Origin of the sequence: Achromobacter pulmonis (assembly GCF_902859765.1) — a bacterium.
In the GTDB taxonomy this organism is placed as follows: Bacteria; Pseudomonadota; Gammaproteobacteria; order Burkholderiales; family Burkholderiaceae_B; genus Achromobacter; species Achromobacter pulmonis.
Genome location: NZ_CADIJV010000019.1, coordinates 35,758 through 59,754, shown reverse-complemented (window position 1 = coordinate 59,754; position 23,997 = coordinate 35,758). Strand labels below are relative to the sequence as shown.

Genomic DNA, 23,997 nt, shown 5'->3' with positions numbered 1-23,997 from the left:
ATCAAAAATCAATACAGGCGCGGGGGCAGTTGCTGGCTACGGATGCGCTTGTAGTGACGCTTCACGGCGGCGGCGTGCTTGCGCTTGCGCTCGGCCGTGGGCTTCTCATAGAACTCGCGCGAACGCAGCTCGGTGAGCAAACCGGTCTTTTCGATAGTGCGCTTGAAGCGACGCAGAGCGGCTTCAAACGGTTCGTTTTCCTTCAGTCGAACGATAGGCATAAAGTGATTGGCCTGCTTGTAGGGTAACAAAAGTTGATGACAAACCTGGCTTGCTTACCAGCAACGCCACGGGGTTCCCGACGGCGAACCGCCTGTCAGCCCAGGCCGCAGACCATGCATACGCGAATATAGTAATCGGGCATGCCCATCCGGGCCAAGGGATCCGCGCACCCTAGCCCGGGGCACACCCGGGCAACTGATTGCTTATCCCTCGTTTTCCGCTTCCAGGCGCCAACGCCAAGAGCCTTGCAGCGCTAAATTCGGCTGGCTGTTTCCGTTACCCGTAGACTACCCAGAGAGTAACAAGCCAAGTTCGGTTTAGCGATAACCAGCGATTCTAGCATGGTCATGGCCATTTTGACTACCGAATGGGACCGTCCGGAACAACACCTGCATACGTTCCGGCCAGGCCGCGCATGGACGGCCTGGCCCGCCGGACAACCCGTCCCCAATGACTTCAGCCCTTGGATCCCTTGCGGATCCATGCTTCCAACTGGTGCGGACGCAGGCTGTCGTAGTCTTCGAAGGGTTGGTGGATCCAGGGGTTGGTCGGCAGCTTGTCGACGTAATAGTCGGGCTGCGCCTGGGAATGCCCCTTCCACCACAGCACGGCGCTGCGCAGTTCGGTGATGTCGGCGAACTGGCTCTTGAGGTGGTCATACACCTTCATGAAGGTCTTGCCGGTATCGACCATGTCGTCCACCAGCAACACCCGCCCGGACAGCGTGCCGCGCGTGATGGTGATGAACTGCGCAATATCCATGTCGCCCTGCTTGGTGCCGGCGGCCTCGCGGTAGCTGCTGGTCGCCAGAATGCCCAACGGCACATCGAAAATGCGGGACATGACGTCGCCGACGCGCATGCCGCCACGCGCCAGGCACAGAATCTTGTCGAACTCCCAACCGGACTGATGCACCTGCAAAGCCAGGCGCTCGATCAAGCGGTTGTAGTCGTCCCACGTCACCCACAGATGGCTATCGTCACTGGTTGGCGCGCTCATAGGCAAGGATCTCCTGCGTAAAAATACGAAAAGGCCGCCGCCGGTATGAGACCGGCGGCGGCCTTGCGAATAATAACCCGATGTCAGCCCTTCAGGGGATGACGCAGCACAATGGTTTCGTTGCGGTCGGGGCCGGTGGACACCAGATCTATCGGCACGCCGCAGACTTCGGCCACGCGCTCCAGGTAGCGGCGGGCGGCCTCGGGCAGCTTGTCGTACTCGGTGATGCCGACAGTGGATTCGCTCCAGCCCGGCAGCTCTTCCAGCACCGGCTGGGCTTGCGCCACGGCGTGCGCACCGTACGGCAGCACGTCGCGGAATTCACCGTTGACGCGATAGCCGACGCCCAGCTGGATGGTTTCCAGGCCGTCGAGCACGTCCAGCTTGGTGATGCACAGGCCCGTGATGCCGTTCAGGCGCACCGAACGCTTGAGGGCGGCGCCATCGAACCAGCCGCAGCGGCGCGGACGGCCGGTGACCGAGCCGAATTCCTTGCCGATGGTGGCCAGGCGGGTGCCGATCTCGTCGACCAGTTCCGTCGGGAACGGGCCCGAGCCGACACGCGTGGTGTAGGCCTTGGTGATGCCCAGGACGTAGTCCAGCGACTGCGGACCAACGCCCGCGCCAGCCGAGGCGGCGCCGGCGACGCAATTGCTGCTGGTGACGAACGGGTACGTGCCGTGGTCGACATCGAGCAGCGCGCCCTGCGCGCCTTCGAAGAGCAGGCGCTTACCTTCCTGCTGCATGGCGAACAGGGTGCTGGAGACGTCCGCCACCATCGGCGCGATGGCCGGCGCCAGCGCCATGGCCTGATCGCGCACTTCGTTGGCCGACACCGCTTCGGCGCCCAGGTACTGGGTCAGCACGAAGTTGTGGTAATCCAGCACTTCGGCGAGCTTCTCGTCGAACAGCGCGGGGTTGAACAGGTCCTGCACACGCAGCGCGCGGCGGGCAACCTTGTCTTCGTAGGCCGGACCGATGCCGCGGCCGGTGGTGCCGATCTTGCCATCGCCCTTGCGCGCTTCGCGGGCCTTGTCGACGGCCACGTGGTACGGCAGGATCAGCGGGCAGATCTCGGAGATGCGCAGGCGCGAGCGCACGTCCAGGCCGGCGGCCTCGAGCTCTTCGATTTCCTTGAGCAAGGCCTCCGGCGACAGCACCACGCCGTTACCGATGAAGCAGGTGACGCCGGGATGCATGATGCCGGACGGGATCAGGCGAAGAATCGTCTTCTTGCCATTGATCCACAGCGTATGGCCGGCGTTGTGGCCGCCCTGGAAGCGGACCACGCCCTGGACGGATTCCGCCAGCCAGTCAACGATCTTGCCCTTGCCCTCGTCACCCCACTGGGTGCCGATTACGACTACGTTCTTGCTCATGTTACGAATCAATATCGAGTTTCTCGGGAAATCCGGAAATCTCCCCGCGGCCCTCTCGTTGCCGAGAGGGAGTTAGTCAAAGCGTTCTGACCGTCCAGGCGCCATCCTGCAGCGCCAGCTCGCGATCGCAAACGAATTCGTCCTGATCCTGCTCGTGACCGGGCAATACCTGAACGACGATTTCCCCTGACCGGCGCAGGCGGCGCACCGCCTCGGCCAGGGCGGGGGCCTGCCCCCAGGGCGCGCGAACCGCACGCGCCCGTTCCGCCGGCGGCAGACCCGCCGCCAGCTTGCGTAAATCCAGACTGAAACCGGTGGCCGGACGCGCGCGCCCGAAGGCCAGGCTGACGTCGTCGTAGCGACCGCCGCGCACCAGCGCGTCGCGCCAACCTTCGGCGTACAGCGCGAACTTGATGCCCGAGTGATAACCGTAGCCATCGACATCGGCCAGATCGACACCGATATCGACGTTGGGCATGCCATCGACCAGCACTTGCAGCGCGTCCAGCGCCGCCACCACACCCGGCAGCAGCGGCAGGTCGTGGCGAGCGCGCTTGAGCACGTCGGGACCGCCATAGAGCTTGGGCAGCAATTGCAGCGCCTTCAGCGTCTCGGCGCGCATGCCAGGGGTACGCGCGGCCAACTCGGTCAGGCCAGGCACGTCTTTCTCGCGCATCAGCCGGATGACGTCCTGCGACACCTCGGCGGCGGCCGGATCGGCTTCGACGATGGCCCGCAGCACGCCCGGATGGCACAGCACCAGGCGCGGATTGCGCACGCCGGCGATGGCCACGGTTTCCAGTACCAACTGCACGATTTCGAGGTCGGCCTCGAAACCCGCATGGCCGTAGATTTCGGCGCCGATCTGCAGCAACTCGCGGCTCGACAGCAGATCCGCCGGGCGCGCGTGCAGCACGTTGCCGCAATAGCACAGGCGCGTCACGCCAGCGCGGTTCAACAAGTGCGCATCGATGCGCGTGACCTGGGGAGTCATATCGGCGCGTACGCCCAACGTGCGGCCCGACAACTGGTCGACCAGCTTGCAGGTGCGCAGATCCAGATCGCTGCCGGTACCGGACAGCAATGAATCGATGTACTCGACCAGGGGTGGCGCGACCAGCTCGAAGCCGTAAGTACGGTACAGATCGAGAAGTTCGCGGCGCAATTCCTCGATGCGCCGGGCCTCTGCCGGAAGTACGTCGGCAAGGCTCTCGGGCAGCAACCAGTTACCCATGAATGTTTACCTGAATAACGCCTAGAGATGCGTGGGCGTCGCCCAAACGAAAAAGCGACTGAGGGGGCGTAAGCCCGCTCAGTCGCTGCGGAATGTTTTCTAGCTTACGCGGTATTGTACATGGTTCAGCCCGCGGCGCCAGTCGGGGTGTCCCGTGGCGCCAAGCCGTCCCCCATTGCCCCGAAGCCGGAGCCGGCTTGGCCCGGCGCCGGTGCCGGACAGAAAAAAGCCCCTTGGGAAACCAAGGGGCCATCGGTGCGTGACCGCCTTTATTTGGCCGGCACGGTGACCGGCGCCAGGGCCTGGCCCGCCGGGTCCTTCAGGAACTGGAAGAAGCTGGAGCTGGGGTCGACCACCAGCACGTCGCCCGGCTTCGAGAACGAAGCGCGGTAGGCTTCCAGGCTCTTGTAGTACGTGTAGAACTGCGGATTCTTGCCGTAGGCCTGCGAGTAGATCGCGGCGGCCGCGGCATCACCTTCGCCCATGATGGTCTGGGCCTTGGCGTAAGCCTGGGCCACGATGACTTCACGCTGGCGGTCAGCTTCGGCGCGGATCTTCTCGCCCTCGGCGGCGCCGATGGAACGCAGCTCGTTGGCGACGCGGGTACGCTCGGCCTCCATACGACGATAGACCGACTCCGAGATCTCGGGCGCGAACTCGATGCGGCGCAGGCGCACATCGACGATCTGCACGCCCAACGGCTCGGCGCGCTTGGCGACGTTGGTCAGAATTTCGGCCATGATCTTGTCGCGTTCGGTCGACACCACTTCGCGCACCGTGCGCACGTTGACCGAGGCGTTCAGGGCGTCGCGGATCTGCGCCTGCAGGCGCTCTTGCGCGGCGCGCTCGTTGCCACCGAAGGTCACGTAGTACAGGCGCGGATCGGCGATGCGCCATTTGACGTACGAGTCGATCAGCAGGTTCTTCTTTTCGGAAGTCTGGATGCGCTCGGCCTCGTTGGTTTCGATGGTCAGGATGCGCTTGTCCAGCGTCACCACGTTCTGGAACGGCGGCGGCGCCTTGAAGTACAGGCCGGGCTCGCTGATGACCTTGCGTACCTCACCGAGCGAGAACACCAGGGCGTAGTCGCGCTCGCGCACCACGAATACGCAGGAAGACAGGGCGGCCAGCACGATGAGCAGGCCAACCAGGATGGGCATAAGACGTTGCATGATCAGAAATCCTCCGGGTTAGCGCGACGTACGGTCGCGGGGCAGCGAGTTGCTATTGCTGCTGCCGGAGGGTTGCGGAACCGGCGCCGCGCTGCCTCGCAGCGGCGCCTGGAGCGGCGGACTGACCAATGCAGGCGATCCCGGGTTGCCCACCGTGGACTTGCCGGCATCCTGGGCGGCCAGATGCATGATCTTGTCCAAGGGCAGATACAACATGTTGTTGTTGCTCTTGGTGTCGACCATGACCTTGCTGGCGCGCGTGAAGATGTCCTGCATGCTTTCGAGGTACATGCGCTGGCGCATGACCTGCGGCGCCTTTTCGTACTCGGCCAGGATGCTGGTGAAGCGCGCGGTATTACCCTGCGCGTCGCCGGTCACCTTGGCGCGGTAGCCCTCGGCCTGCTCCAGCATGCGCGACGCCTGGCCACTGGCCAGCGGCACGACCTGGTTGGCATAGGCCTGGCCTTCGTTGATCTGGCGTTCGCGATCCTGGCCCGCCTTGACGGCGTCGTCGAACGCGGCCTGCACCTGTTCCGGCGGCTGCACGTTCTGGATGGCGACGGTACTGACCTGCACACCGGTCTGGTATCGGTCGAGGATCTGCTGCATCAGCGCCTGGACCTCGCTGGCGACCGTGGTACGGCCTTCGTACAGCACGAAGTCCATGGACTGCTTGCCGACCACTTCGCGCATGGCGGTTTCGGACGCCTGGCGCACGGAGTCGTCCGGGTCGCGGGTCATGAAGAGATAGTCGGGCGCGCCATCGGCACGCAGGCGGTACTGCACGACGAACTGCATGTCGACGATGTTCTCGTCCGTCGTGAGCATCAACGCCTCGGGCAGCACCTTGTTGCGGGCGCCGCCGCGGAAACCGACCTCGAACGTGCGCAGTTGCGACACGTTGACGATTTCATGGTTCTGGATGGGGTACGGCAGGCGCCACTGGAAGCCGGCTTGCGATGTGCTCTTGTATTTGCCGAACTGCGTGACGACGGCGACTTGGCCTTCCTGGACGATGTAGAAACCGCTGGCCGCCCAGATGCCGACCGCGACCAGGGCGATCACCCCCAGCCCGATGCGCGCGCCACGCGGCGACGGCGGCGTCATGCCACCGCGATTGCCACCGGGGCGGTTATTGCCGCCCCCGCCCTTGCGACCGAACAACGATCCGATGCGATTATTGAAATCGCGCCAGACCTCGTCGAGGTCGGGCGGACCGTCTCCGTTGCCCTGGGGTCGCTTGGGCGGCTCGGAGCCATTGTTGTTTCCACGACCCCAGCCGGGGTCATTCAGATTGAAGAGTTTGATAATTCGCGGCATTGTTTCCCACAATCTGTCCGGTCTCCGCAATTGCCCCGCGCAACGCGTCCAAACCGGCGCGCTCCGTGGCGCTTACAAATACTCGCGCAATCGTACCATGGGCGTCACGCTCCGCCCGGGGTTCCAGGCCAGCGCGGTCGATCTTGTTATATACCAGAATGGTGGGAATCGCGGCGGCACCGATTTCGGCCAGGACCTTGTTGACCTCGAATATCTGCTCGTCGCGCTGCGGGCTGGCGGCATCGACCACGTGCAGCAGCAGGTCCGCGTGCACGGTTTCTTCGAGCGTGGCGCGAAACGCGGCGATCAGATCGTGGGGCAAGTCACGAATGAAGCCCACGGTATCGGATACCACCACATTGCCTGCGCCTTCGATCCAGATACGGCGCGTGGTCGTATCGAGCGTGGCGAACAACTGGTCGGCGGCGTAAGTGTCGGCCCGGGTCAGGGCATTGAACAGAGTCGACTTGCCGGCGTTGGTGTACCCCACCAGCGACACCGACAAGGCGCCGCCGCGCGCGCGGGCGCGCCGCTGCGTGACGCGCTGGCGCTCGACCCGGTCCAGGCGCTCGCGCAGCGTCTTGACCTTGGCGCCGATCATGCGGCGGTCCATTTCCAGCTGCGATTCCCCCGGGCCGCGCATGCCGATACCGCCGCGCTGCCGCTCCAGGTGGCTCCACATGCGGGTCAGGCGCGTGGCAAGGTGCTGCAACTGCGCCAGTTCGACCTGCAGCTTGCCTTCGTGGCTTTTGGCGCGCAGCGCGAAAATATCGAGAATGAGCGCAACGCGGTCCACCACGCGCAAATTGAAGGCGCGCTCAAGGTTGCGCTGCTGCGCTGGGGAAAGCGGCTGATCGAACAACACAATGTCGGCCAGCAATGCCTGGGCCATGGCCACGCCTTCGTCGGCCTTGCCGGAACCGATGAAGAACTTGGCATCGGGACGGTCGCGGCGAGCGGTGAGCGTGCCGACGATTTCCGCGCCGGCGCCCTTGGCCAGCATGGCGAATTCCTCGGCATGGGCGGCGAAATCGGGATCACCCAGATCCACGCTGATGATCAGTGCGCGCATACATGCACCATTTTGGAGCCAAAGCGAAAATGCCCGCCGACGTCAACCGTCTGGCGGGCAATAAAAGGTACTGCGGGAGCGAGATTATTCAGCAGGGACTTCCACCTGGAAATTTACGGCGCGGGCGGGAACAACGGTGGAAATGGCGTGCTTGTAGACCATTTGCGTGACCGTGTTACGCAGCAGCACCACGTATTGGTCGAAAGATTCGATTTGCCCTTGAAGCTTGATGCCGTTCACGAGGTAGATCGACACGGGCACATGATCCTTGCGCAGCGTGTTCAGGAACGGATCTTGCAGAGTTTGCCCTTTATTGCTCATTGGCCAGGCTCCATTTGTTTGTTATTGAGTGATGACGCGCTTTTCACAGGTGGGGCACGCCGAAATATGTACTCTACAGGGTTTTCCCGGCCCGTGCCACTTGTGTCGGATGCAAAAGTTGACACCAGAGTTTTCCGCCGGAAAAGCCCTTCAGCCGCGGTTCAGATGACCTGCGCGAGCGCCTCCAGAAGCAATTCGCACTGTGCATCCGTGCCCACTGTAATACGCAGGAACTGATCTATGCGCGGCTGGCGGAAATGGCGCACGATGATGCTGCGTTCACGCAGACCGGCCGCCAGTTCGGCGGCATCGCGCGAAGCGTGCCGGGCGAACACGAAATTGGCGCTGGACGGCAGCACCTCGAAGCCCAGCGCCTGCAGCCCGGCCGTCATGCGCGCGCGGGTCTGGATCACCGCCTGGCGCGTCTGCTCGAAGTACTCGACGTCCTCGAGCGCGGCCACCGCGCCGGCCGAGGCCAGGCGATCCACAGGATAGGAATTGAAGCTGTTCTTGACCCGCTCCAGGCCATCGATCAGTTCCGGGCCGCCCACCGCGAAACCGACCCGCAGACCGGCCAGCGAACGCGACTTGGACAACGTCTGGATCACCAGCAGGTTGTCGTACCGCGCCGTCAGCGGGATGGCCGATTCAGCGCCGAAATCGACATAGGCCTCGTCCACCACCACCACGCAGTCCGGGTTGCCCGCCACTATGCGCTCGACTTCGGCCAGCGTCAGCGCGCGGCCGGTGGGCGCGTTCGGATTGGGGAAGATGATGGCGCCAGCCTGACCATGACGGCCCGGCAGATAGTCTTCGACGTCGATGCGGAAATCATCGGTCAGCGGCAGGGTCTGGTAGTCGATGCCGTACAGGCCGCAGTAGACGGGGTAGAAGCTGTAGGTAATGTCGGGAAAGCGCAGCGGGCGCTCGTGCTTGAGCAGCGCCAGGAAGGCATGCGCCAGCACTTCATCCGAGCCATTGCCGACGAAGACGTTGGCCGGCGCCACGCCCACCGCCGTCGCCACCGCCTGACGCAGGCGGTCGGACGACGGATCGGGATAGAGCTTGAGGGTATCGTCGCACGCCGCACGGATCGCCTCGAGCACCTTGGGCGACGGTCCATGGGGATGCTCGTTGGTGTTCAGCTTGATGAGGTTCTGAAGCTTGGGCTGCTCGCCCGGGACATACGGACTGAGCGTCCCGACCACGGGACTCCAGAAACGGCTCATGGATCAGCTTTCCTGCGCGTAGGGGTTGTGCGAAGACTTGAATTCGATCCGCAGCGGCGTGCCGGCCAGATCGAAAGCATTGCGGAAACGGGTTTCCAGGTAGCGGCGATACGAATCGGGCACCGCGTCCAGCGCGTTGCCGTGGATCACCACCAGCGGGGGATTCTGGCCGCCCTGGTGCGCATAACGCATCTTGGGACGGAAAATGCCCTTGCGCGGCGGCGGCTGCTGCTCGACGGCGGCCTGCAACTCGCGCGTCAGCTTGGGCGTGGACAGCTTGGCGAAGGCGGCGGCATGGGCCGCGTTGACCGACTTGAGCAACGGCTTGATGCCCTGCCCGCGCAGCGCCGAAATGGTGTGCACGCGAGCGAAAGACAGGAAGCGCAGCTTACGCATGAATTCGCGCTCGATGCGTTCCTTTTCCTCGCCGTCCAGGCCGTCCCACTTGTTGATGGCCACGACCACGGCGCGTCCGGTCTCCAGCACGAAGCCCGCGATGTGGGCGTCCTGTTCGGAGATCTCGGTCTGCGCGTCCAGCATCAGCAGCACCACGTTGCTGGCCTCGATGGCCTGCAGCGTCTTGATGACCGAGAACTTCTCGACCGCCTCGAACACCTTGCCGCGCTTGCGCAGGCCGGCGGTGTCGATCAACGTGTAGCGACGGCCGTCGCGCTCGAAATCGATTTCGATGGCATCGCGGGTGGTGCCGGGCATGTCGAACGCGATCACCCGCTCTTCGCCCATCAGCGTGTTGATCAGCGTGGACTTGCCGACGTTCGGACGCCCCACGATGGCCAGCTTGATGCGGTGGTCGTGCTCGCCCTCTTCGACCGGCTCTTCCTCGGCCGGCGGTTCGGCCAGGTCCTGCAGTGCGAGCTCGATCAGGTCGACGATGCCGTCACCATGCGCCGCCGAGATGGGATAGGGTTGCCCCAGGCCCAGCTCGTGGAACTCGGCGATGGATGTGCCGGCCGCCATGCCTTCGGCCTTGTTCACCGCCAGCAGCACGCGCTGCTGGCCCGATTTGCGCAGCAGCGTGGCGATTTCGTGGTCATGCGCATTGAGACCAGCGCGCGCATCCACCAGGAACACGACGACGTCGGCCTCGGCGATGGCCTGGCGCGTCTGGCGCGCCATTTCCAGCAGGATGCCGTCCTTGGCAACCGGCTCGAAACCGCCCGTGTCGATGACGATGAACGGGATCTCGCCCACCCTGCCCTCGCCGTAATGGCGATCGCGGGTCAGGCCGGAAAAATCGGCCACCAGCGCGGCGCGCGATCGCGTCAGGCGGTTGAAAAGGGTCGACTTCCCCACATTGGGACGGCCGACCAGGGCAACGACAGGCTTGAAAGACACGGTGTAAGGCTTTGTTCTTAAGAGTTTAGTTGGTGCCGATCAGGACGAGATTGCCATTGCCCGTCTGGACCAGCACACCTTGGGACGTCGTCTGCGGCGGCGACACGATGGCGCCGCCCCCGACGGACAGGCGCGCCATCAGGCTGCCGTCACTGCGCGACAGGAAATGCACGTAGCCGTCCAGGTCGCCGACCGCGAGCGCGCCGCCCAACAGGGCCGGCGCGGTGAGCTGGCGGTTCTTCAGCGCCGCCTGCTTCCAGACGTTGCCGCCGTTGTCGAGCGCGAAGGCGTTGACCACGCTGTTCTGGTCGGCCGAATAGGCAAAGCGCTGGTCCAGGGTCATGCCGCTGACGCTGGAGAAGTCCTTGGCCCAGATAGGACGGCCGCCGGCCGTGACGTCAAAGCATACGATACGCCCTTGGTAGGCCACGGCGCAAAGCAGGTTGCCGGCGATGCGCGGCGCGCCCACCACGTCGGTCAGGCGCTCCAGGTCGCTGGCGCCGCGCGGGGTGGCCACGGTGCCTTCCCATTGCACGTTGCCGCTGTCGGAGGCGATGGCCAGCATCTTGCCGCCGGGCAGGCCGGTGATGACCAGGCCTTCGGCCAGCACCATCTGGGCGGTGCTGCGCAGAGCCAGCGCCGGGCCGGGACGCTGCACGCTCCAGAGCCGTTCGCCATTGTTGGCGTCGAAGGCCTGAATACGGTAGTCGCCACTGCGGACCACGACGATGCCATAGCCCACCACCGGCGGGATGTTGACGTCGCTGGTGGCGCGCACTTTCCACTTGACCTTGCCGCTGTCGTCGAAGGCGACCACGTCGCCATCGGGCGAGGCCACGGCGGTGGTGGTGCCGTCACTGCCGGCTCCCGCGGTCAGCTTCACGCCCGCCTGCGATTTCCAGATGGGGCGGCCGCTTTGCAGGTCGAACTTGCCGACCGAGCCGTCGGGCGTGGCGGCGTAGACCGCGTTGCCCAGCACCGTGGGCACGAAGCCCAGGCCGGAACCGCTGCCGATGGAGGTCGACCAGACCTGGCGCACCGACATGCCCGCCTTGTATTCGGTCAGGGGAGCGGGGTCGTAACGGCCATCGTCGTGGGAAAACAGGCCGCAGCCGCCCAGGGCCAGCATGCCCGTCAGGCACACCGCGCCGCGCCAGGCGCGGCCAAAGGCAAATTTACGCATTCCAGTCACGCTCCGCTCAGGGCATCCAGTTTCAATTGCACCACCTGGGTCAGCGGATTCGCCGTGCCCAGGCCATCGATGGCGCTTTGCCATGCGGCACGCGCTTCCTCGCGCTTGCCTTGCGCCGCGAGGATATCGCCGCGGCGATCGGCGAACAAGGCGGCAAACGCGGCCGGCGCGTTGTTCAGCTGCCCCAGGGCGGCATCGTACTGCTTCTGGTCGAGCAGCAGGCCCGCCAGGCGCAACCGCGCCACCGCCTGCATCGAGGGATTCTTGGATTGGCCGGCCAGCCATTCAAGCTGCTGGCGCGCGCCGTCGATGTCATTCTGGGCCTGCAGCGCCTGCGCCGCCACCAGCGCACCGCGCGCGGCGTAGCCGGTCGAGCCGTATTGGTCACGCAGCGTTGCAGCGGCAGCCTTGATGCGCACGGCCGAATCGGCGCCGCCCAGGCGGGCCGCATCTTCGAGCGCCTCGAAGTAGCCCATGGCCTGGTTGGCCTTGTGCGCCTGGTAGGCCTTGGCGCCCCACCAACCGCCCCAGGCCAGCGCCACCGCGGCCACCAGCACCATGACCAGGGTGCCGTAGCGGGCCCACCACGCCTTGATCGCGTCGAGTTGTTCCTGTTCTTCCAGATCGTATGCCATGCTAACCCTTGAGATTCAATACGTCGGCCAAGCCCGCCAACGGGACTTGCTGCTGCGCGGCTTCGCCTTGGGCGTCGGCACGCAGGAACTTGATGCTGGCGGTCTGCGCGGCCACTTCATCGGCGCCAAGGATAACCGCAACCCGGGCTCCGCTGGCATCGGCGCGCTTGAATTGGGACTTGAAGCTGGCGGCGCCGGCATGCACCACCACCGACAGGCCGGCGTCGCGCAGGTCTTCGCCCACCCGGGCGGCAAGGCGCTGCGCGTCCTCGCCCTGATGCACCACGTAGACGTCGCACTCGGCCGGGGCGTCGATCTGCACGCTCTGTTCCCACAGGTCCAGCAGGCGCTCCATGCCAATCGCGAAGCCGACCGCCGGCGCAGGCTTGCCGCCCAGCAGCTCGATCAGGCCGTCGTAGCGGCCGCCACCGCACACCGTGCCCTGGGAGCCGAGGCGGTCGGTGACCCATTCGAAGACGGTCAGGTTGTAGTAGTCCAGCCCGCGCACCAGGCGCGGGTTGAGCCGGTATTCGATGCCGGCGTCGGTCAGGCGCTGGCACACGCCCTCGAAGTGGGCGCGCGATTCCTCGCCCAGGAAATCGAACAGGCGCGGAGCGCTGTCGGCCATTTCCTGCATGGCGGGGTTCTTGGTGTCCAGCACGCGCAGCGGATTGGTGTAAAGGCGGCGCTTGCCGTCTTCGTCCAGAATGTCGCTGTGCTTTTCCAGGTGCGCGATCAGGGCGGCGCGGTGCGCGGCGCGCTCGGCCGGTTGGCCCAGCGAGTTCAATTCCAGGCGCACGTCGGTCAGGCCCAGCAGCTTCCACAGGCGGGCCAGCATGACGATCAGTTCGGCATCAACGTCCGGGCCGGCAAAACCCAGGGCCTCGACGTCGATCTGGTGGAACTGGCGGTAGCGGCCGCGCTGCGGGCGCTCATGGCGGAACACCGGGCCGATCGAGTAGACGCGCTGCGGACGGTCGTACAGCAGGTTGTGCTCGATCGAGGCGCGCACGATGCCGGCGGTCATCTCGGGCCGCATGGTCAGCGATTCGCCGTTGAGCGCATCGGTGAACGTGTACATCTCTTTTTCGACGATGTCGGTCACTTCGCCGATGCCGCGCGTGAACAGGCGCGTATGCTCAAGCACGGGCGTACGCACATTGCGATAGCCGTAGCCGCGCAGCCAGCCGCGCACGATTTCCTCGAATTGCTCCCAACGGGCGCTCGGCCCCGGCAGCAGGTCATTCATGCCGCGGATGGCGGCGACTTTCTGGAAAGCTTGAGTCATCTTGATCATGCCGCCCCGCGCGCTGGCAAGCGCGCCTGCGGCCACACCCTTTCTTTAATGAGAGGCGAGCGCGCCATAGCGACGCGCCACATAGTCTTCAACGATGGCCTGGAATTCCTCGGCGATACGATCGCCCTTCAGGGTGACCGTGCGCTCGCCGTCGACGAACACCGGCGCGGCCGGCACCTCGCCGGTGCCCGGCAGGCTGATGCCGATGTCCGCGTGGCGGCTTTCGCCAGGCCCGTTGACCACACAGCCCATGACCGCGACGTTCATGCTTTCGACGCCGGGGTATTGGGCGCGCCACACCGGCATCTGCCGGCGCAGGTAGGACTGGATGCTGTCGGCCAGTTCCTGGAAGAACGTGCTGCTGGTGCGGCCGCAACCGGGGCAGGCCACCACCATGGGCGTGAACGCGCGCAGGCCCATGGTCTGCAGGATTTCCTGCGCCACAACAGCTTCGCGGCCACGGTCGCCACCGGGTTCCGGCGTCAGCGAAATACGGATGGTGTCGCCGATGCCCTGCTGCAGCAGCACGGCCAGCGCGGCGGTCGAGGCCACGATACCCTTGCTGCCCATGCCGGCCTCGGTCAGGCCCAGGTGCAGCGGGTAGTCGCACCGCGCCGAGAGGTCGCGGTAGACCGCGATCAGGTCCTGCACGTGGCTGACCTTGCACGACAGGATGATGGCGTCGCGGCGCAGGCCGAGTTCCTCGGCGCGCTGGGCGTTGCTGATGGCGGACACCACCAGCGCGTCGCGCATGACCGCCTGGGCCTCCCAGGGCTGGGCGCGGCGGCTGTTTTCGTCCATCTTGCGCGCCATCAGCTCGTGGTCCAGGCTGCCCCAGTTCACGCCGATGCGCACCGGCTTGTCGTAGCGGCAGGCCACCTCGATCATCTGGGCGAAATTGTCGTCACGACGCTTGCCGCCGCCCATGTTGCCGGGATTGATGCGGTATTTGGACAGCGCCTGCGCGCATTCCGGGAATTGCGTCAGCAGCTTGTGGCCGTTGTAGTGGAAGTCGCCCACCAGCGGCACATCCACCCCCATGCGATCGAGCTGCTCGCGGATCGCCGCGACCTCCCTGGCCGCCTCGGGCGTATTGACGGTGATGCGCACCATCTCGGAACCGGCCAACGCCAGCTCCTTGACCTGGATCGCCGTGGCGATGGCATCGGCGGTGTCGGTGTTGGTCATGGACTGCACCACCACCGGCGCGTCGCCCCCGATGCGGACGATTCGGTCGCCCCACTTGACCGCCACCGAACGCGTGGCGCGACGCGGCGCCGCGCCCACGGCGGGCGGCGGCACATCCTGGCAAGGCAGAGAGGATTCTTGCATCGGTCGAATCGGTATTTACTTGGACAGCTTGGGAAGCCAGTCGAACGCCAACCACTGCTGCGGCAGCCAGCCCTGCCAGAAGGCGTAGGCAACGCCGGCGGCAAGCACCAGCACGATGGCGATCAGCCAGCCCCACGACGCCGACGACGCGCGATCGTCGTCAGCGCTGGACTGGGGAATGGAATGCGCCGAATGCAACGCGCCCGGACTCAGCTTGACCGGTCCGGTGACCCGGGCCTTGGGGTCGAGCGAATCGACGATGGCCTGCGAATCGGCGCCCAGCATGCGGGCGTAGTTGCGGATCAGGCCGCGCAGCGAAACGCCGGTGGGAAGATCGGCCCACTGTTCATTTTCGAGGGCCTCGATCTGCTTGGCCGAAAACTTGATACGGCTGGACACTTCGTCGAGCGACCAGCCCTTGGATTGGCGCAGCGCGCGCAGCGCCGAGCCCACATTGCCCGAGCCACCCGCGCTCGCGGGTGTCTCTGAAACTGCAGAAGCGATATCCTGCGTCATGCATGCACCTGTCTAATTGGTATGGTCTGGCGCTGCGCGGCGTTCCGCTCGGTGATCCGGGTACGGTCGCGCACTTCTCCGGCCAACTGGCCACAAGCGGCATCGATATCGTCCCCCCGGGTCTTGCGCACCGTCGTGATGATGCCGGCGTCCATCAGGCGCTGGGCGAACACCTTGACGCGGGCCGAAGGCGAACGCTTCAGACCGGACGCGGGGAAGGGATTGAACGGGATCAGATTGAGCTTGCAGCGGATCTGGCGGGCAATGTTTATCAGTTCCTTGGCATGCTGATCGGTATCGTTGATACCGTCCAGCATGCAATATTCAAACGTGATGAAGTCGCGCGGCGCGAAGGCCAGGTAGCGTTCGCACGCGGCCAGCAACTCCTTCAACGGGTATTTCTTGTTCAACGGCACCAGCTCGTCGCGCAGCGCGTCGTTGGGCGCATGCAGCGACACGGCCAGCGCCACCGGACAGTCCTGCGACAGGCGGTCCATCATGGGCACCACGCCCGATGTGGACACCGTGACGCGGCGGCGCGACAGGCCGTAGGCGTTGTCGTCGAGCATCAGGCGCAGGGCCGGCAGCACCTGGTCGTAGTTGAGCAGGGGCTCGCCCATGCCCATCATGACCACATTGCTGATGACCCGGGTATCTTCGGTGGCGCGGGCGCTTTCCAGGCGCGCGGTGCCGATGTCGGCTTCCAGCACGCGCTTGGCCCACCACAGCTGGCCGATGATCTCGCTGGTCTTGAGGTTGCGGTTGAACCCCTGATGCCCGGTCGAGCAGAAACGGCAGTTCACCACGCAGCCGGCCTGGCTGGAGATGCACAGGGTGCCGCGGTCGTCTTCGGGGATGAAGACGGTTTCGATGGCGTTGCCCTGCCCCACGTCGAACAGCCACTTGCGGGTGCCGTCAGACGAGCGTTGCTCGGTGTTGACGGGCAGCGCCTCGATGACGCAGCGCGATGCCAGTTGGCCGCGGAAATCGCGGGCCAGGTCGGTCATGGCGTCGAACGAATCGGCGCCGCGCTGGTGCATCCAGCGCTGCAGCTGGCGGGCGCGAAACGGCTTGCCGCCCCACTGCCCGACGAGTTCGGACAGGGCGGAGCCGTCCAGCCCCAGCAGATTGATTCGTTCGACGGTTTCCATGACCTGGGTAGTGCTATGACGCTAAAACGATTTCCGGGAAATCAACGGCTGTGGATGTTGATTTCGGGGAAGAAGAAAGCCACTTCGACGGCGGCCGTTTCCGGCGCGTCCGAGCCGTGCACGGCGTTGGCGTCGATGCTGTCGGCGAAGTCGGCGCGGATGGTGCCCGGGGCGGCCTTCTTGGGATCGGTGGCGCCCATCAGGTCGCGGTTCTTCTGGATGGCGTCTTCACCTTCCAGCACTTGCACGAACACGGGGCCCGAGACCATGAAATCGACCAGATCCTTGAAGAAGGGGCGCTCTTTGTGCACGGCGTAGAAACGCTCGGCGTCGGTGCGCGACAGTTGCGTCAGGCGGGCGGCGATGACCTTCAGGCCGGCTTGTTCGAAACGGCCGACGATCTGGCCGATGACGTTCTTGGCAACGGCGTCGGGCTTGATGATCGAGAGGGTGCGTTGGACGGACATGGGAACTCCAAAAACGGATTGCTGACTGGTTTCTATGATTGCCTGGCGTGGCCTGCGTCTGTTGGTGTCACCCTTCAGACGGCATCGCGCCATGGGCGCGCAAGCGGCTCGGACCTGCCGGGCCGCGACAGCGGCTGCGTCGCGGCGGCATTTCCGGGCCGTCCCGGCCGCCTGTGCCAAGGCGGGGATTCGACACTGCCGACCCTTCGGAGGCATCCCGCATTGAATGTTCGCTCGGTTCATTGTGCTGAAATCCTCAGCGTTTTTTCAATGAACTTTTGGCGAAATCCCAATGAATTCAGGGACTTCTAAAAGGTTTACAGTAACCCGGTATTCTAACACGCCGATACGACCGCATTACATCTTAAAATGAGCGGTTTGCTTGCCCGTTTCCATCGACCGGGCGCCCTGTCTGCCGGAACCTGTAATGACTCAAGCTGCTCCCCCGAACGCCGCGCCCGCCGCGACCGACACCCCGGAACTCTCCAAGAGCTTCGAACCCGCCGCACTCGAATCCCGCTGGTACGCCGAGTGGGAAAAGCGCGGGTACTTCGCCGCCGGCTCGCACGTAAAAACAGGGACGGGAACCCAAGGCGCCGCTGAGCCCTACGTCATCCAGTTCCCGCCGCCCAACGTGACGGGCACCCTGCACATGGGCCACGCGTTCAACCAGACCATCATGGATGGCCTGATCCGCTACCACCGCATGCTGGGCAACGATACCGTCTTCATCCCGGGGACGGATCACGCCGGTATCGCCACGCAGATCGTGGTTGAAAGACAGCTCGACGCCCAGAAGGTTTCGCGCCACGACCTGGGCCGCGAGAAATTCGTGGAAAAAGTGTGGGAATGGAAGGAAAAGTCGGGCAACGCCATCACCGGTCAGGTGCGCCGCCTGGGCGCCTCGGCCGACTGGCCGCGCGAGTACTTCACCATGGACGAGCGCATGTCGCGCGGCGTGGTCGAGACCTTCGTGCGCCTGCACAAACAGGGCCTGATCTACCGCGGCAAGCGCCTGGTCAACTGGGACCCCAAGCTGCTGACGGCCGTGTCCGACCTGGAAGTGCAGTCGGAAGAGACCGACGGCCACATGTGGCACATCCTCTACCCCTTCGTCGACGGCCCGCAGACCATCGTCGACAAGGACGGCCAGACGGTCACCCTGCGCGGCATGACCATCGCCACCACCCGCCCCGAAACCATGCTGGCCGACGGCGCGCTGTGCGTACACCCCGACGATCCGCGTTACAAGCACCTGATCGGCAAGGAAGTCGAGCTGCCGCTGTGCGACCGCAACATCCCCATTATCGCGGATGACTTCGTCGATCCCGAATTCGGCACCGGTTGCGTCAAGATCACCGGCGCGCACGACTTCAACGACTATGCCTGCGCGATGCGCCACGACCTGCCGCTGATCGTGATCTTCACGCTCGACGCGCACATCAACGAGAACGGCCCCAAGCAGTTCCAGGGCATGGAGCGCTACGAGGCCCGCAAGGCCGTGGTCGCCCAACTGGAAGCCGAGGGCTACCTGGTCAAGGTCGAGCCGCACAAGATGATGCAGCCCAAGGGCGACCGCACCGGCGTCGTGCTCGAACCCATGCTGACCGACCAATGGTTCGTCGCCATGAGCAAGCCGGCCCCCGCAGGCACGCTCAACCCGGGCAAGAGCATCACCGAGGTGGCGCTGGACGTGGTGGCAGACGGCCGCATCCGGTTCTACCCGGACAACTGGACCACCATCTACAACCAGTGGCTCAACAACATCCAGGACTGGTGTATCTCGCGCCAGCTGTGGTGGGGCCACCAGATTCCCGCCTGGTACTCGGAAGACGGCCAGGTGTTCGTCGCGCACGACGAGGCCGAAGCGATCCAGCAGGCCCGCGCCGCCGGCGTCACCGGCGGTCTCACGCGCGACCCGGACGTGCTGGACACCTGGTTCTCGTCGGGCCTGGTGCCTTTCACCACGCTCGGCTGGCCCGACAAGACGCCCGACCTGGAACGCTACCTGCCCTCCAGCGTGCTGGTCACCGGTTTCGACATCATCTTCTTCTGGGTCGCGCGCATGGTCATGCTGACCACGCATCTGACCGGCCAGATCCCGTTCAAGCACGTCTACGTGCACGGTCTGATCCGCGACGCCGACGGCCAGAAGATGAGCAAGTCCAAGGGCAACACGCTCGATCCGGTCGACCTGATCGACGGCATCGACCTGGATGGCCTGGTGGCCAAGCGCACCTACGGCCTGATGAACCCCAAGCAGGCTGGCGCCATCGAGAAAGCGACGCGCCGCCAGTATCCGGACGGCATCCCCGCCTTCGGCACCGATGCGCTGCGCTTCACCATGGCCGCCTACGCGACCCTGGGCCGCAACATCAACTTCGATCTGAAGCGCTGCGAGGGCTATCGCAACTTCTGCAACAAGCTCTGGAACGCCACCCGTTTCGTGCTGATGAACACCGAAGGCCACGACCTGACCGGTCCGGACTCGGGCGAAACCTCGTTCGTCGACCGCTGGATCGTCAGCCAGCTGCAGACGCTGGAAGCCGAAGTGGCGCGCGGCTTCGCCGACTACCGCTTCGACAATGTCGCCAACGCGTTGTACCGCTACGTCTGGGACGAATACTGCGACTGGTACCTGGAACTGGCCAAGGTGCAGATCCAGACCGGCACGCCGGCCCAGCAACTGGGCACGCGCCGCACGCTGATCCGCGTGCTGGAAGGCGTGCTGCGCCTGGCGCACCCGATCATTCCGTTCATCACGGAAGAACTGTGGCAGAAGGTCTCGGTGGTGGCCGGCAAACGCCAGGAAGGCGTGGCCGACAGCGTCAGCGTGCAGCCTTACCCGCAAGCCAACCCGGCCGCCGTGGACGCCGCCGCCGAGGCCGACGTGGCCGAACTCAAGGCCCAGGTCGAAGCGGTGCGCGCCCTGCGCGGCGAGATGAACCTGTCGCCGGCGCAGAAGGTGCCGCTGTGCGCCCAAGGCGACGCGCCCACGCTGACGCGCAACGCCCCCTACCTGGCGGCGCTGGCCAAGCTCAGCCAGGTCGACGTGCTGGACGTCCTGCCCGACGCCGGCGCGCCGGTGCAGGTGGTCGGCGCCAGCCGCCTGATGCTGCATGTCGAGATCGACGTTGCCGCCGAGCGCGTGCGCCTGAACAAGGAAATCGCGCGCCTCGAAGGCGAGATCGCCAAGGCCAACGGCAAGCTGTCCAATGCCAGCTTCGTCGAGCGCGCCCCGGCCGCCGTGGTCGAACAGGAAAAGGCCCGTCTGGCGCAATTCGGCGAGACGCTGCAGAAGGTGCGCGAACAGCGCGGCAAGCTGGGCAACTGAAGACGCGCCAGGCCTGGCGGGCAATGACCCGCGGCCTGCCCCCCCTCCCGGCGCCCCGGCCCCTGTCCGGGGCTTTTTTACGCCACGCCGTGGCGGGCTAGACGCCGCCGTCGGTCATGCGGTACCACGTCACCACGGCATTGACATACAGCCGGCGCAAGCCATAAAGCGGAAACGGCTTTATTGGCGACAAGGGCACCGGCAACGCCTTGGGATCGCCGCTGACCAGGTATTGCGCCATCGCGCGCCCCATGCTGGTCTGCAACCCCACGCCGCGGCCCTGGCAGCCAATATCCACTAACAGGCCGGGCTGCGGTTCATGCAGGTGCGGCAGGTAGTCGCGGGTAATGGCGACCCGCCCGCACCAGCGGTATTCGAACGGCGTGCCGGCCACTTGCGGGAACATCTTCACCATCACTCTTTCGAGATGGGCCCAGTCCTGCGCGCCGCGGGGCTCGCGGAACGGCCCGCGCCCGCCCATCAGCAGGCGGCCCTGGTGGTCGAGACGGAAATACAGCAGCAGGTTGCGGGTGTCGGATGTGACGTGGCCCTCCGGGAAAATGCCCGCGCGCACGCGCTCGGGCAACGGCGGGGTGGCCACCTGGAAGGTATTGGCGTCGATGATCGAAGGCTTCAGGCCGGGCAGCAGGTCGGCGCCGTAGGCATTGGTGCACATCACCACGCGCTCGGCCGTCACGCGGGCCCCGCCCGCGGTGGTGGCAACCCACTTGCCGCCCTCGCGCTGGAGCCGGGTGACAGGGGTATCCGTATGGATCACGGCGCCGGCATTCAAGGCGGCGCGCGCCAGCCCGCGCGCATAGCTCAGCGGCTGCACCGCGCCCGCGCGCCGGTCGACCCATCCCCCCAGATAGCGGTCGGTGCCGATCAGGCGCGTCACCTCGGCCTTGTCCAGGGGCTGGGCATCGGCGCCGTGACGCGCCCATTGCGCGGCGCGGGCATGCGCCAGCTTCAGCGCCGCCGGGTTATGCGCCCCCTGGATCCAGCCACGGCGCACGTGCGGCACGTCCATCGCATGCCGCTCGATCAGGTTGAAAACCGCGTCGGCGGTCGCGCCGGCAAAACGCACCAGCCGTTCGCCGCGCTCGGCGCCAAACATCGAAACCAGCGCATCGGGATCGTACTTGAGGCCCGGAATCACCTGGCCGCCATTGCGCCCGGAACCGCCAAAGCCGATCTCGCGCGCCTCCAGCAGCGCCACGCGCACGCCTTGCTCGGCCAGGTGCAGCGCCGTGCTCAGGCCGGCGTAACCGCCCCCCACCACCAACACGTCGGCCTGCGCGGACTGCGCCAGCGGCTGCGTGTCCGGCGGCGGCGCCGCGGTGGCGGCCCAGAGCGAAGGAGCAAGCGGAAACGGCGTCTGCGACATGATGGTTCCTTACATGGGATGCAGCACGCGGCGCAGGAAATCCTGCGTGCGCGGGTGCTGCGGATGATTCAGCACTTCACGGGCGGCGCCCTGCTCCACCATCACGCCGCCATCGAAGAACATGACGCGATCGGCCACCTCGCGCGCGAAGCTCATCTCGTGCGTCACGACGACCATGGTCATGCCGGCTTCGGCCAGTTTGCGCATCACGCCCAGCACGTCGCCCACCAATTCCGGATCGAGCGCCGAGGTCGGCTCATCGAACAGGATCGCCTTGGGCTGCATGGCCAGCGCCCGCGCAATGGCCACGCGTTGCTGCTGGCCGCCGGACAATTGCGGCGGGTGCGCATCGGCCTTGTCCGCCAGGCCGACGCTGGCCAGCAGTTCGCGGCCGTGCTCGAGCGCCCGCGCGCGCGGCTCGCCCTTCACATAGATCGGCCCTTCCACCACATTTTCCAGCGCGGTGCGATGGGGAAAGAGATTGAAGCGCTGGAACACCATCGCCACCTGCGTGCGGATGGAAACGATGGACGGCGCGTCGCAATCCACCCGTTCGCCATCCACGGTGATGAGCCCGGCGTTGTAGCGCTCCAAGCCGTTGATGCAACGCAGAATGGTGGATTTGCCCGAATCGGAAGGCCCGATCACGCATACCACCTCGCCTTTGCGGACCTCGGCGTCGATGCCCTTGAGCACCTCCAGCGAGCCGAAGCTCTTGCGCACGCCTTTGAGTTCGATCATTTGGCGGCACTCCTTTTTTCCAGATGCCGCACCAGCAGGATCAGCGGCACGCACATCACCAGGTACATCAGCGCCACCAGCGAGAACACGGTGGCATTCTTGAAGGTGGACACCGCGATCAGCTTGCCCTGCAATGCCAACTCGGCCACCGTGATGGTGGAGGCCTGCGACGAATCCTTCAGCATCATGATCATGATGTTGCCGTAGGGCGGCAGCACGATCTTGACGGCCTGCGGCAGCACCACGCGGCGCATGGTCATGCTCCAGCTCATGCCCATCGCCATGGCCGCCTCGATCTGGCCGCGGTCGATGGCTTCGATGCCGGCGCGAAAATTCTCGGCCTGGTAGGCCGAGTAGGCGATGCCCAGGCCGATGATGGCGGCCTGCAGCGCCGTCAGCGCGATGCCCATGTCCGGCATCACGAAGTAGATGTAGAAGAGCAATACGATGATCGGAATGCCGCGCAGCAGATTGATCACGCCCGCGCTGAATTTGGACAGGTACTTGTTGCCGGACACGCGCATCAGTGCCCACACCAGCCCCAGCACGGTGGACAACACCAGCGAGCCCAGCGTCACCAGGATGGTGAGCTTGGCGCCCTCCAGCAATATCGGCAGGTACTCCGCCGCGTCTTTGAAGAATTCCGTCATGACTCCATCCATCCCGGCCAGGACCGGTTGACACAGGAAAATGCCCCACCCGCATGCGGCGAGGCGCACTCATCAAGCCGCCGCGCACGGCGCGGCCGGGACGGACGCGCCGCCCCACAAGTCTGCCGGCCGCCGAACCGGGCGGCGCCGGCCGCCACGCATCAGCTGGCGCCCAGCCCCCATTTCTTGAGGATCCGGTCAATTTCGCCATCGGCCTTCAACTTGGCCAGCGCCTTGTTGATGCGTTCGAGCAAGGCGGTATCGTCCTTGCGCGTGGCCAGCCCCAGGCTGCCCATGACGGTAGGCTGGTAGGACTGCGCCATCTTCAGGTTGGGATAGTTGCCCTGAGTCAGGATATAGGCGGCAATGGGATAGTCCATGAAACCGCCCTGGATGCGGCCGGCATTGGCGTCGCGCATCATGTCCGGCGGGTTGTCATAGAGCTTCACTTCCTTGAACATGCCGCTCTTCTGGATCGGCTCGACGAAGGCAGTACCCACCTGCACGCCCACCGTCATGCCTTTCATGTCGGCGAAAGACTTGTATTCCTTGTTGTCGCTCTTGAGCACCATCAGGCCCTCGCCATAGCGGTAGACCGGCTCGGAAAAACTCACCACCTGCTGGCGCTGGGGCGTAATGAACATGGCGGCCGAGACGATGTCGATGCGCTTGGAGGTCAGCGAACCGATCAGGGCGGAAAACGCCATGGGTTCGATCTGCACCCCGAAACCGGCCTCCTTGCCGACCGCCTTGATGATATCGACCATCACCCCCTCGATGGAGTTGGTCTTGGTGTCCAGAAAGGTGAACGGACTGCCGGTTGGCGTGGACCCGACCTTCAATACCGTTTGGGCCTGCGCGGCCGTAGCCGTGGACAACGCTGCGAATACAGAGACAACCAGAGTCTTGAATTTCATGACATTTCCTCATTTTGGCGAAAAAAACCCGGGTCCGGCCCGGAAGGCGGATGATTGCCCTGCGTCATCGCGCC

Annotated in this window: 22 protein-coding genes; 1 reads left to right on the top strand and 21 read right to left on the bottom strand. The window is 65.2% G+C overall.

The window, feature by feature from the left end:
• Positions 1-8: 8 nt before the first annotated feature.
• From rpsU to ndk, 17 genes are all read right to left on the bottom strand, one after another.
• On the bottom strand, positions 9-221 hold the full coding sequence (rpsU, locus tag HV701_RS16475) for a 30S ribosomal protein S21 (RefSeq protein ID WP_006218592.1): 213 nt from the start codon (positions 219-221) through the stop codon (positions 9-11).
• 457 nt (positions 222-678) lie between these two features.
• On the bottom strand, positions 679-1,221 hold the full coding sequence (locus HV701_RS16470; protein WP_006387865.1) for a phosphoribosyltransferase: 543 nt from the start codon (positions 1,219-1,221) through the stop codon (positions 679-681).
• A gap of 83 nt (positions 1,222-1,304) precedes the next feature.
• The gene (locus HV701_RS16465; RefSeq protein ID WP_054417791.1) at positions 1,305-2,600 is read right to left on the bottom strand and encodes an adenylosuccinate synthase; all 1,296 of its coding nucleotides are present in this window, start codon (positions 2,598-2,600) and stop codon (positions 1,305-1,307) included.
• A 76-nt stretch (positions 2,601-2,676) separates the two neighbouring features.
• A complete protein-coding gene (locus HV701_RS16460; RefSeq protein WP_175134112.1) occupies positions 2,677-3,834 on the bottom strand; it encodes an ATP phosphoribosyltransferase regulatory subunit in 1,158 nt (385 codons plus the stop codon).
• A gap of 269 nt (positions 3,835-4,103) precedes the next feature.
• A complete protein-coding gene (hflC, locus tag HV701_RS16455) occupies positions 4,104-5,006 on the bottom strand; it encodes a protease modulator HflC (RefSeq protein WP_175134111.1) in 903 nt (300 codons plus the stop codon).
• Between the two features lie 18 nt (positions 5,007-5,024).
• The gene (gene hflK, locus HV701_RS16450) at positions 5,025-6,326 is read right to left on the bottom strand and encodes an FtsH protease activity modulator HflK (RefSeq protein ID WP_175134110.1); all 1,302 of its coding nucleotides are present in this window, start codon (positions 6,324-6,326) and stop codon (positions 5,025-5,027) included.
• The gene (gene hflX / locus HV701_RS16445; RefSeq protein WP_175134109.1) at positions 6,292-7,398 is read right to left on the bottom strand and encodes a GTPase HflX; all 1,107 of its coding nucleotides are present in this window, start codon (positions 7,396-7,398) and stop codon (positions 6,292-6,294) included. The genes hflK and hflX overlap by 35 nt, the downstream gene beginning before the upstream one ends.
• Before the next feature lie 84 nt (positions 7,399-7,482).
• Complete coding sequence (gene hfq / locus HV701_RS16440) at positions 7,483-7,719, bottom strand: RNA chaperone Hfq (RefSeq protein WP_006218585.1); 237 nt, start codon at positions 7,717-7,719, stop codon at positions 7,483-7,485.
• A gap of 161 nt (positions 7,720-7,880) precedes the next feature.
• Positions 7,881-8,948, bottom strand: a complete 1,068-nt coding sequence (hisC, locus tag HV701_RS16435; protein WP_175134108.1) for a histidinol-phosphate transaminase — start codon at positions 8,946-8,948, stop codon at positions 7,881-7,883.
• Between the two features lie 3 nt (positions 8,949-8,951).
• Positions 8,952-10,304 carry a ribosome biogenesis GTPase Der gene (der, locus tag HV701_RS16430; protein ID WP_175134107.1) on the bottom strand — a complete coding sequence of 451 codons (1,353 nt, stop codon included), beginning with the start codon at positions 10,302-10,304 and terminating at the stop codon, positions 8,952-8,954.
• Positions 10,305-10,329: 25 nt separating this feature from the next.
• Positions 10,330-11,487 (bottom strand): outer membrane protein assembly factor BamB, encoded by a 1,158-nt coding sequence (bamB, locus tag HV701_RS16425; protein WP_175134106.1) that lies wholly within the window; start codon positions 11,485-11,487, stop codon positions 10,330-10,332.
• A 5-nt stretch (positions 11,488-11,492) separates the two neighbouring features.
• Positions 11,493-12,131 (bottom strand): YfgM family protein, encoded by a 639-nt coding sequence (locus HV701_RS16420; protein ID WP_175134105.1) that lies wholly within the window; start codon positions 12,129-12,131, stop codon positions 11,493-11,495.
• Between the two features lies 1 nt (position 12,132).
• Positions 12,133-13,419, bottom strand: a complete 1,287-nt coding sequence (hisS, locus tag HV701_RS16415) for a histidine--tRNA ligase (RefSeq protein WP_175134104.1) — start codon at positions 13,417-13,419, stop codon at positions 12,133-12,135.
• A 54-nt stretch (positions 13,420-13,473) separates the two neighbouring features.
• Positions 13,474-14,769, bottom strand: a complete 1,296-nt coding sequence (ispG, locus tag HV701_RS16410; RefSeq protein WP_420867820.1) for a flavodoxin-dependent (E)-4-hydroxy-3-methylbut-2-enyl-diphosphate synthase — start codon at positions 14,767-14,769, stop codon at positions 13,474-13,476.
• A gap of 6 nt (positions 14,770-14,775) precedes the next feature.
• Positions 14,776-15,276, bottom strand: a complete 501-nt coding sequence (locus HV701_RS16405) for a helix-turn-helix domain-containing protein (RefSeq protein ID WP_175134102.1) — start codon at positions 15,274-15,276, stop codon at positions 14,776-14,778.
• Positions 15,273-16,427, bottom strand: a complete 1,155-nt coding sequence (rlmN, locus tag HV701_RS16400) for a dual-specificity RNA methyltransferase RlmN (RefSeq protein WP_175134101.1) — start codon at positions 16,425-16,427, stop codon at positions 15,273-15,275. The genes HV701_RS16405 and rlmN overlap by 4 nt, the downstream gene beginning before the upstream one ends.
• 41 nt (positions 16,428-16,468) lie before the next feature.
• Positions 16,469-16,894 (bottom strand): nucleoside-diphosphate kinase, encoded by a 426-nt coding sequence (gene ndk, locus HV701_RS16395; RefSeq protein WP_175134100.1) that lies wholly within the window; start codon positions 16,892-16,894, stop codon positions 16,469-16,471.
• Positions 16,895-17,321: 427 nt separating this feature from the next.
• Here ndk and HV701_RS16390 point away from each other — a divergent pair, with 427 nt between their 5' ends.
• Positions 17,322-20,228 carry a valine--tRNA ligase gene (locus HV701_RS16390; RefSeq protein ID WP_175134099.1) on the top strand — a complete coding sequence of 969 codons (2,907 nt, stop codon included), beginning with the start codon at positions 17,322-17,324 and terminating at the stop codon, positions 20,226-20,228.
• 97 nt (positions 20,229-20,325) lie between these two features.
• On the opposite strand, the gene HV701_RS16385 is transcribed toward HV701_RS16390, so the two are convergent.
• The 4 genes from HV701_RS16385 to HV701_RS16370 form a co-directional block, all read right to left on the bottom strand.
• Entirely contained in the window at positions 20,326-21,615 is a 1,290-nt protein-coding gene (locus tag HV701_RS16385; protein ID WP_175134098.1) for an NAD(P)/FAD-dependent oxidoreductase, read from the bottom strand.
• 9 nt (positions 21,616-21,624) lie between these two features.
• The gene (locus HV701_RS16380) at positions 21,625-22,356 is read right to left on the bottom strand and encodes an amino acid ABC transporter ATP-binding protein (protein WP_175134097.1); all 732 of its coding nucleotides are present in this window, start codon (positions 22,354-22,356) and stop codon (positions 21,625-21,627) included.
• Positions 22,353-23,006, bottom strand: a complete 654-nt coding sequence (locus tag HV701_RS16375; protein WP_175134096.1) for an amino acid ABC transporter permease — start codon at positions 23,004-23,006, stop codon at positions 22,353-22,355. Before HV701_RS16375 ends, HV701_RS16380 begins: the two co-directional genes overlap by 4 nt.
• Positions 23,007-23,167: 161 nt before the next feature.
• Positions 23,168-23,923, bottom strand: coding sequence for an ABC transporter substrate-binding protein (locus HV701_RS16370; RefSeq protein ID WP_175134095.1), 756 nt, complete (start codon positions 23,921-23,923; stop codon positions 23,168-23,170).
• Positions 23,924-23,997 lie beyond the last annotated feature (74 nt).

Bases quoted from the DNA above. Each gene is read 5' to 3' on its own strand.
- rlmN (WP_175134101.1), bottom strand. From the start codon at position 16,427: ATGGAAACCGTCGAACGAATCAATCTGCTGGGGCTGGACGGCTCCGCC.
- hflK (WP_175134110.1), bottom strand. From the start codon at position 6,326: ATGCCGCGAATTATCAAACTCTTCAATCTGAATGACCCCGGCTGGGGT.
- hisS (WP_175134104.1), bottom strand. From the start codon at position 13,419: ATGACTCAAGCTTTCCAGAAAGTCGCCGCCATCCGCGGCATGAATGAC.
- rpsU (WP_006218592.1), bottom strand. From the start codon at position 221: ATGCCTATCGTTCGACTGAAGGAAAACGAACCGTTTGAAGCCGCTCTG.
- hflC (WP_175134111.1), bottom strand. From the start codon at position 5,006: ATGCAACGTCTTATGCCCATCCTGGTTGGCCTGCTCATCGTGCTGGCC.
- hfq (WP_006218585.1), bottom strand. From the start codon at position 7,719: ATGAGCAATAAAGGGCAAACTCTGCAAGATCCGTTCCTGAACACGCTG.
- HV701_RS16385 (WP_175134098.1), bottom strand. From the start codon at position 21,615: ATGTCGCAGACGCCGTTTCCGCTTGCTCCTTCGCTCTGGGCCGCCACC.
- hisC (WP_175134108.1), bottom strand. From the start codon at position 8,948: ATGAGCCGTTTCTGGAGTCCCGTGGTCGGGACGCTCAGTCCGTATGTC.
- HV701_RS16380 (WP_175134097.1), bottom strand. From the start codon at position 22,356: ATGATCGAACTCAAAGGCGTGCGCAAGAGCTTCGGCTCGCTGGAGGTG.
- bamB (WP_175134106.1), bottom strand. From the start codon at position 11,487: ATGCGTAAATTTGCCTTTGGCCGCGCCTGGCGCGGCGCGGTGTGCCTG.
- hflX (WP_175134109.1), bottom strand. From the start codon at position 7,398: ATGCGCGCACTGATCATCAGCGTGGATCTGGGTGATCCCGATTTCGCC.
- HV701_RS16460 (WP_175134112.1), bottom strand. From the start codon at position 3,834: ATGGGTAACTGGTTGCTGCCCGAGAGCCTTGCCGACGTACTTCCGGCA.
- HV701_RS16390 (WP_175134099.1), top strand. From the start codon at position 17,322: ATGACTCAAGCTGCTCCCCCGAACGCCGCGCCCGCCGCGACCGACACC.
- HV701_RS16370 (WP_175134095.1), bottom strand. From the start codon at position 23,923: ATGAAATTCAAGACTCTGGTTGTCTCTGTATTCGCAGCGTTGTCCACG.
- HV701_RS16405 (WP_175134102.1), bottom strand. From the start codon at position 15,276: ATGACGCAGGATATCGCTTCTGCAGTTTCAGAGACACCCGCGAGCGCG.
- ndk (WP_175134100.1), bottom strand. From the start codon at position 16,894: ATGTCCGTCCAACGCACCCTCTCGATCATCAAGCCCGACGCCGTTGCC.
- HV701_RS16465 (WP_054417791.1), bottom strand. From the start codon at position 2,600: ATGAGCAAGAACGTAGTCGTAATCGGCACCCAGTGGGGTGACGAGGGC.
- HV701_RS16375 (WP_175134096.1), bottom strand. From the start codon at position 23,006: ATGACGGAATTCTTCAAAGACGCGGCGGAGTACCTGCCGATATTGCTG.
- HV701_RS16420 (WP_175134105.1), bottom strand. From the start codon at position 12,131: ATGGCATACGATCTGGAAGAACAGGAACAACTCGACGCGATCAAGGCG.
- HV701_RS16470 (WP_006387865.1), bottom strand. From the start codon at position 1,221: ATGAGCGCGCCAACCAGTGACGATAGCCATCTGTGGGTGACGTGGGAC.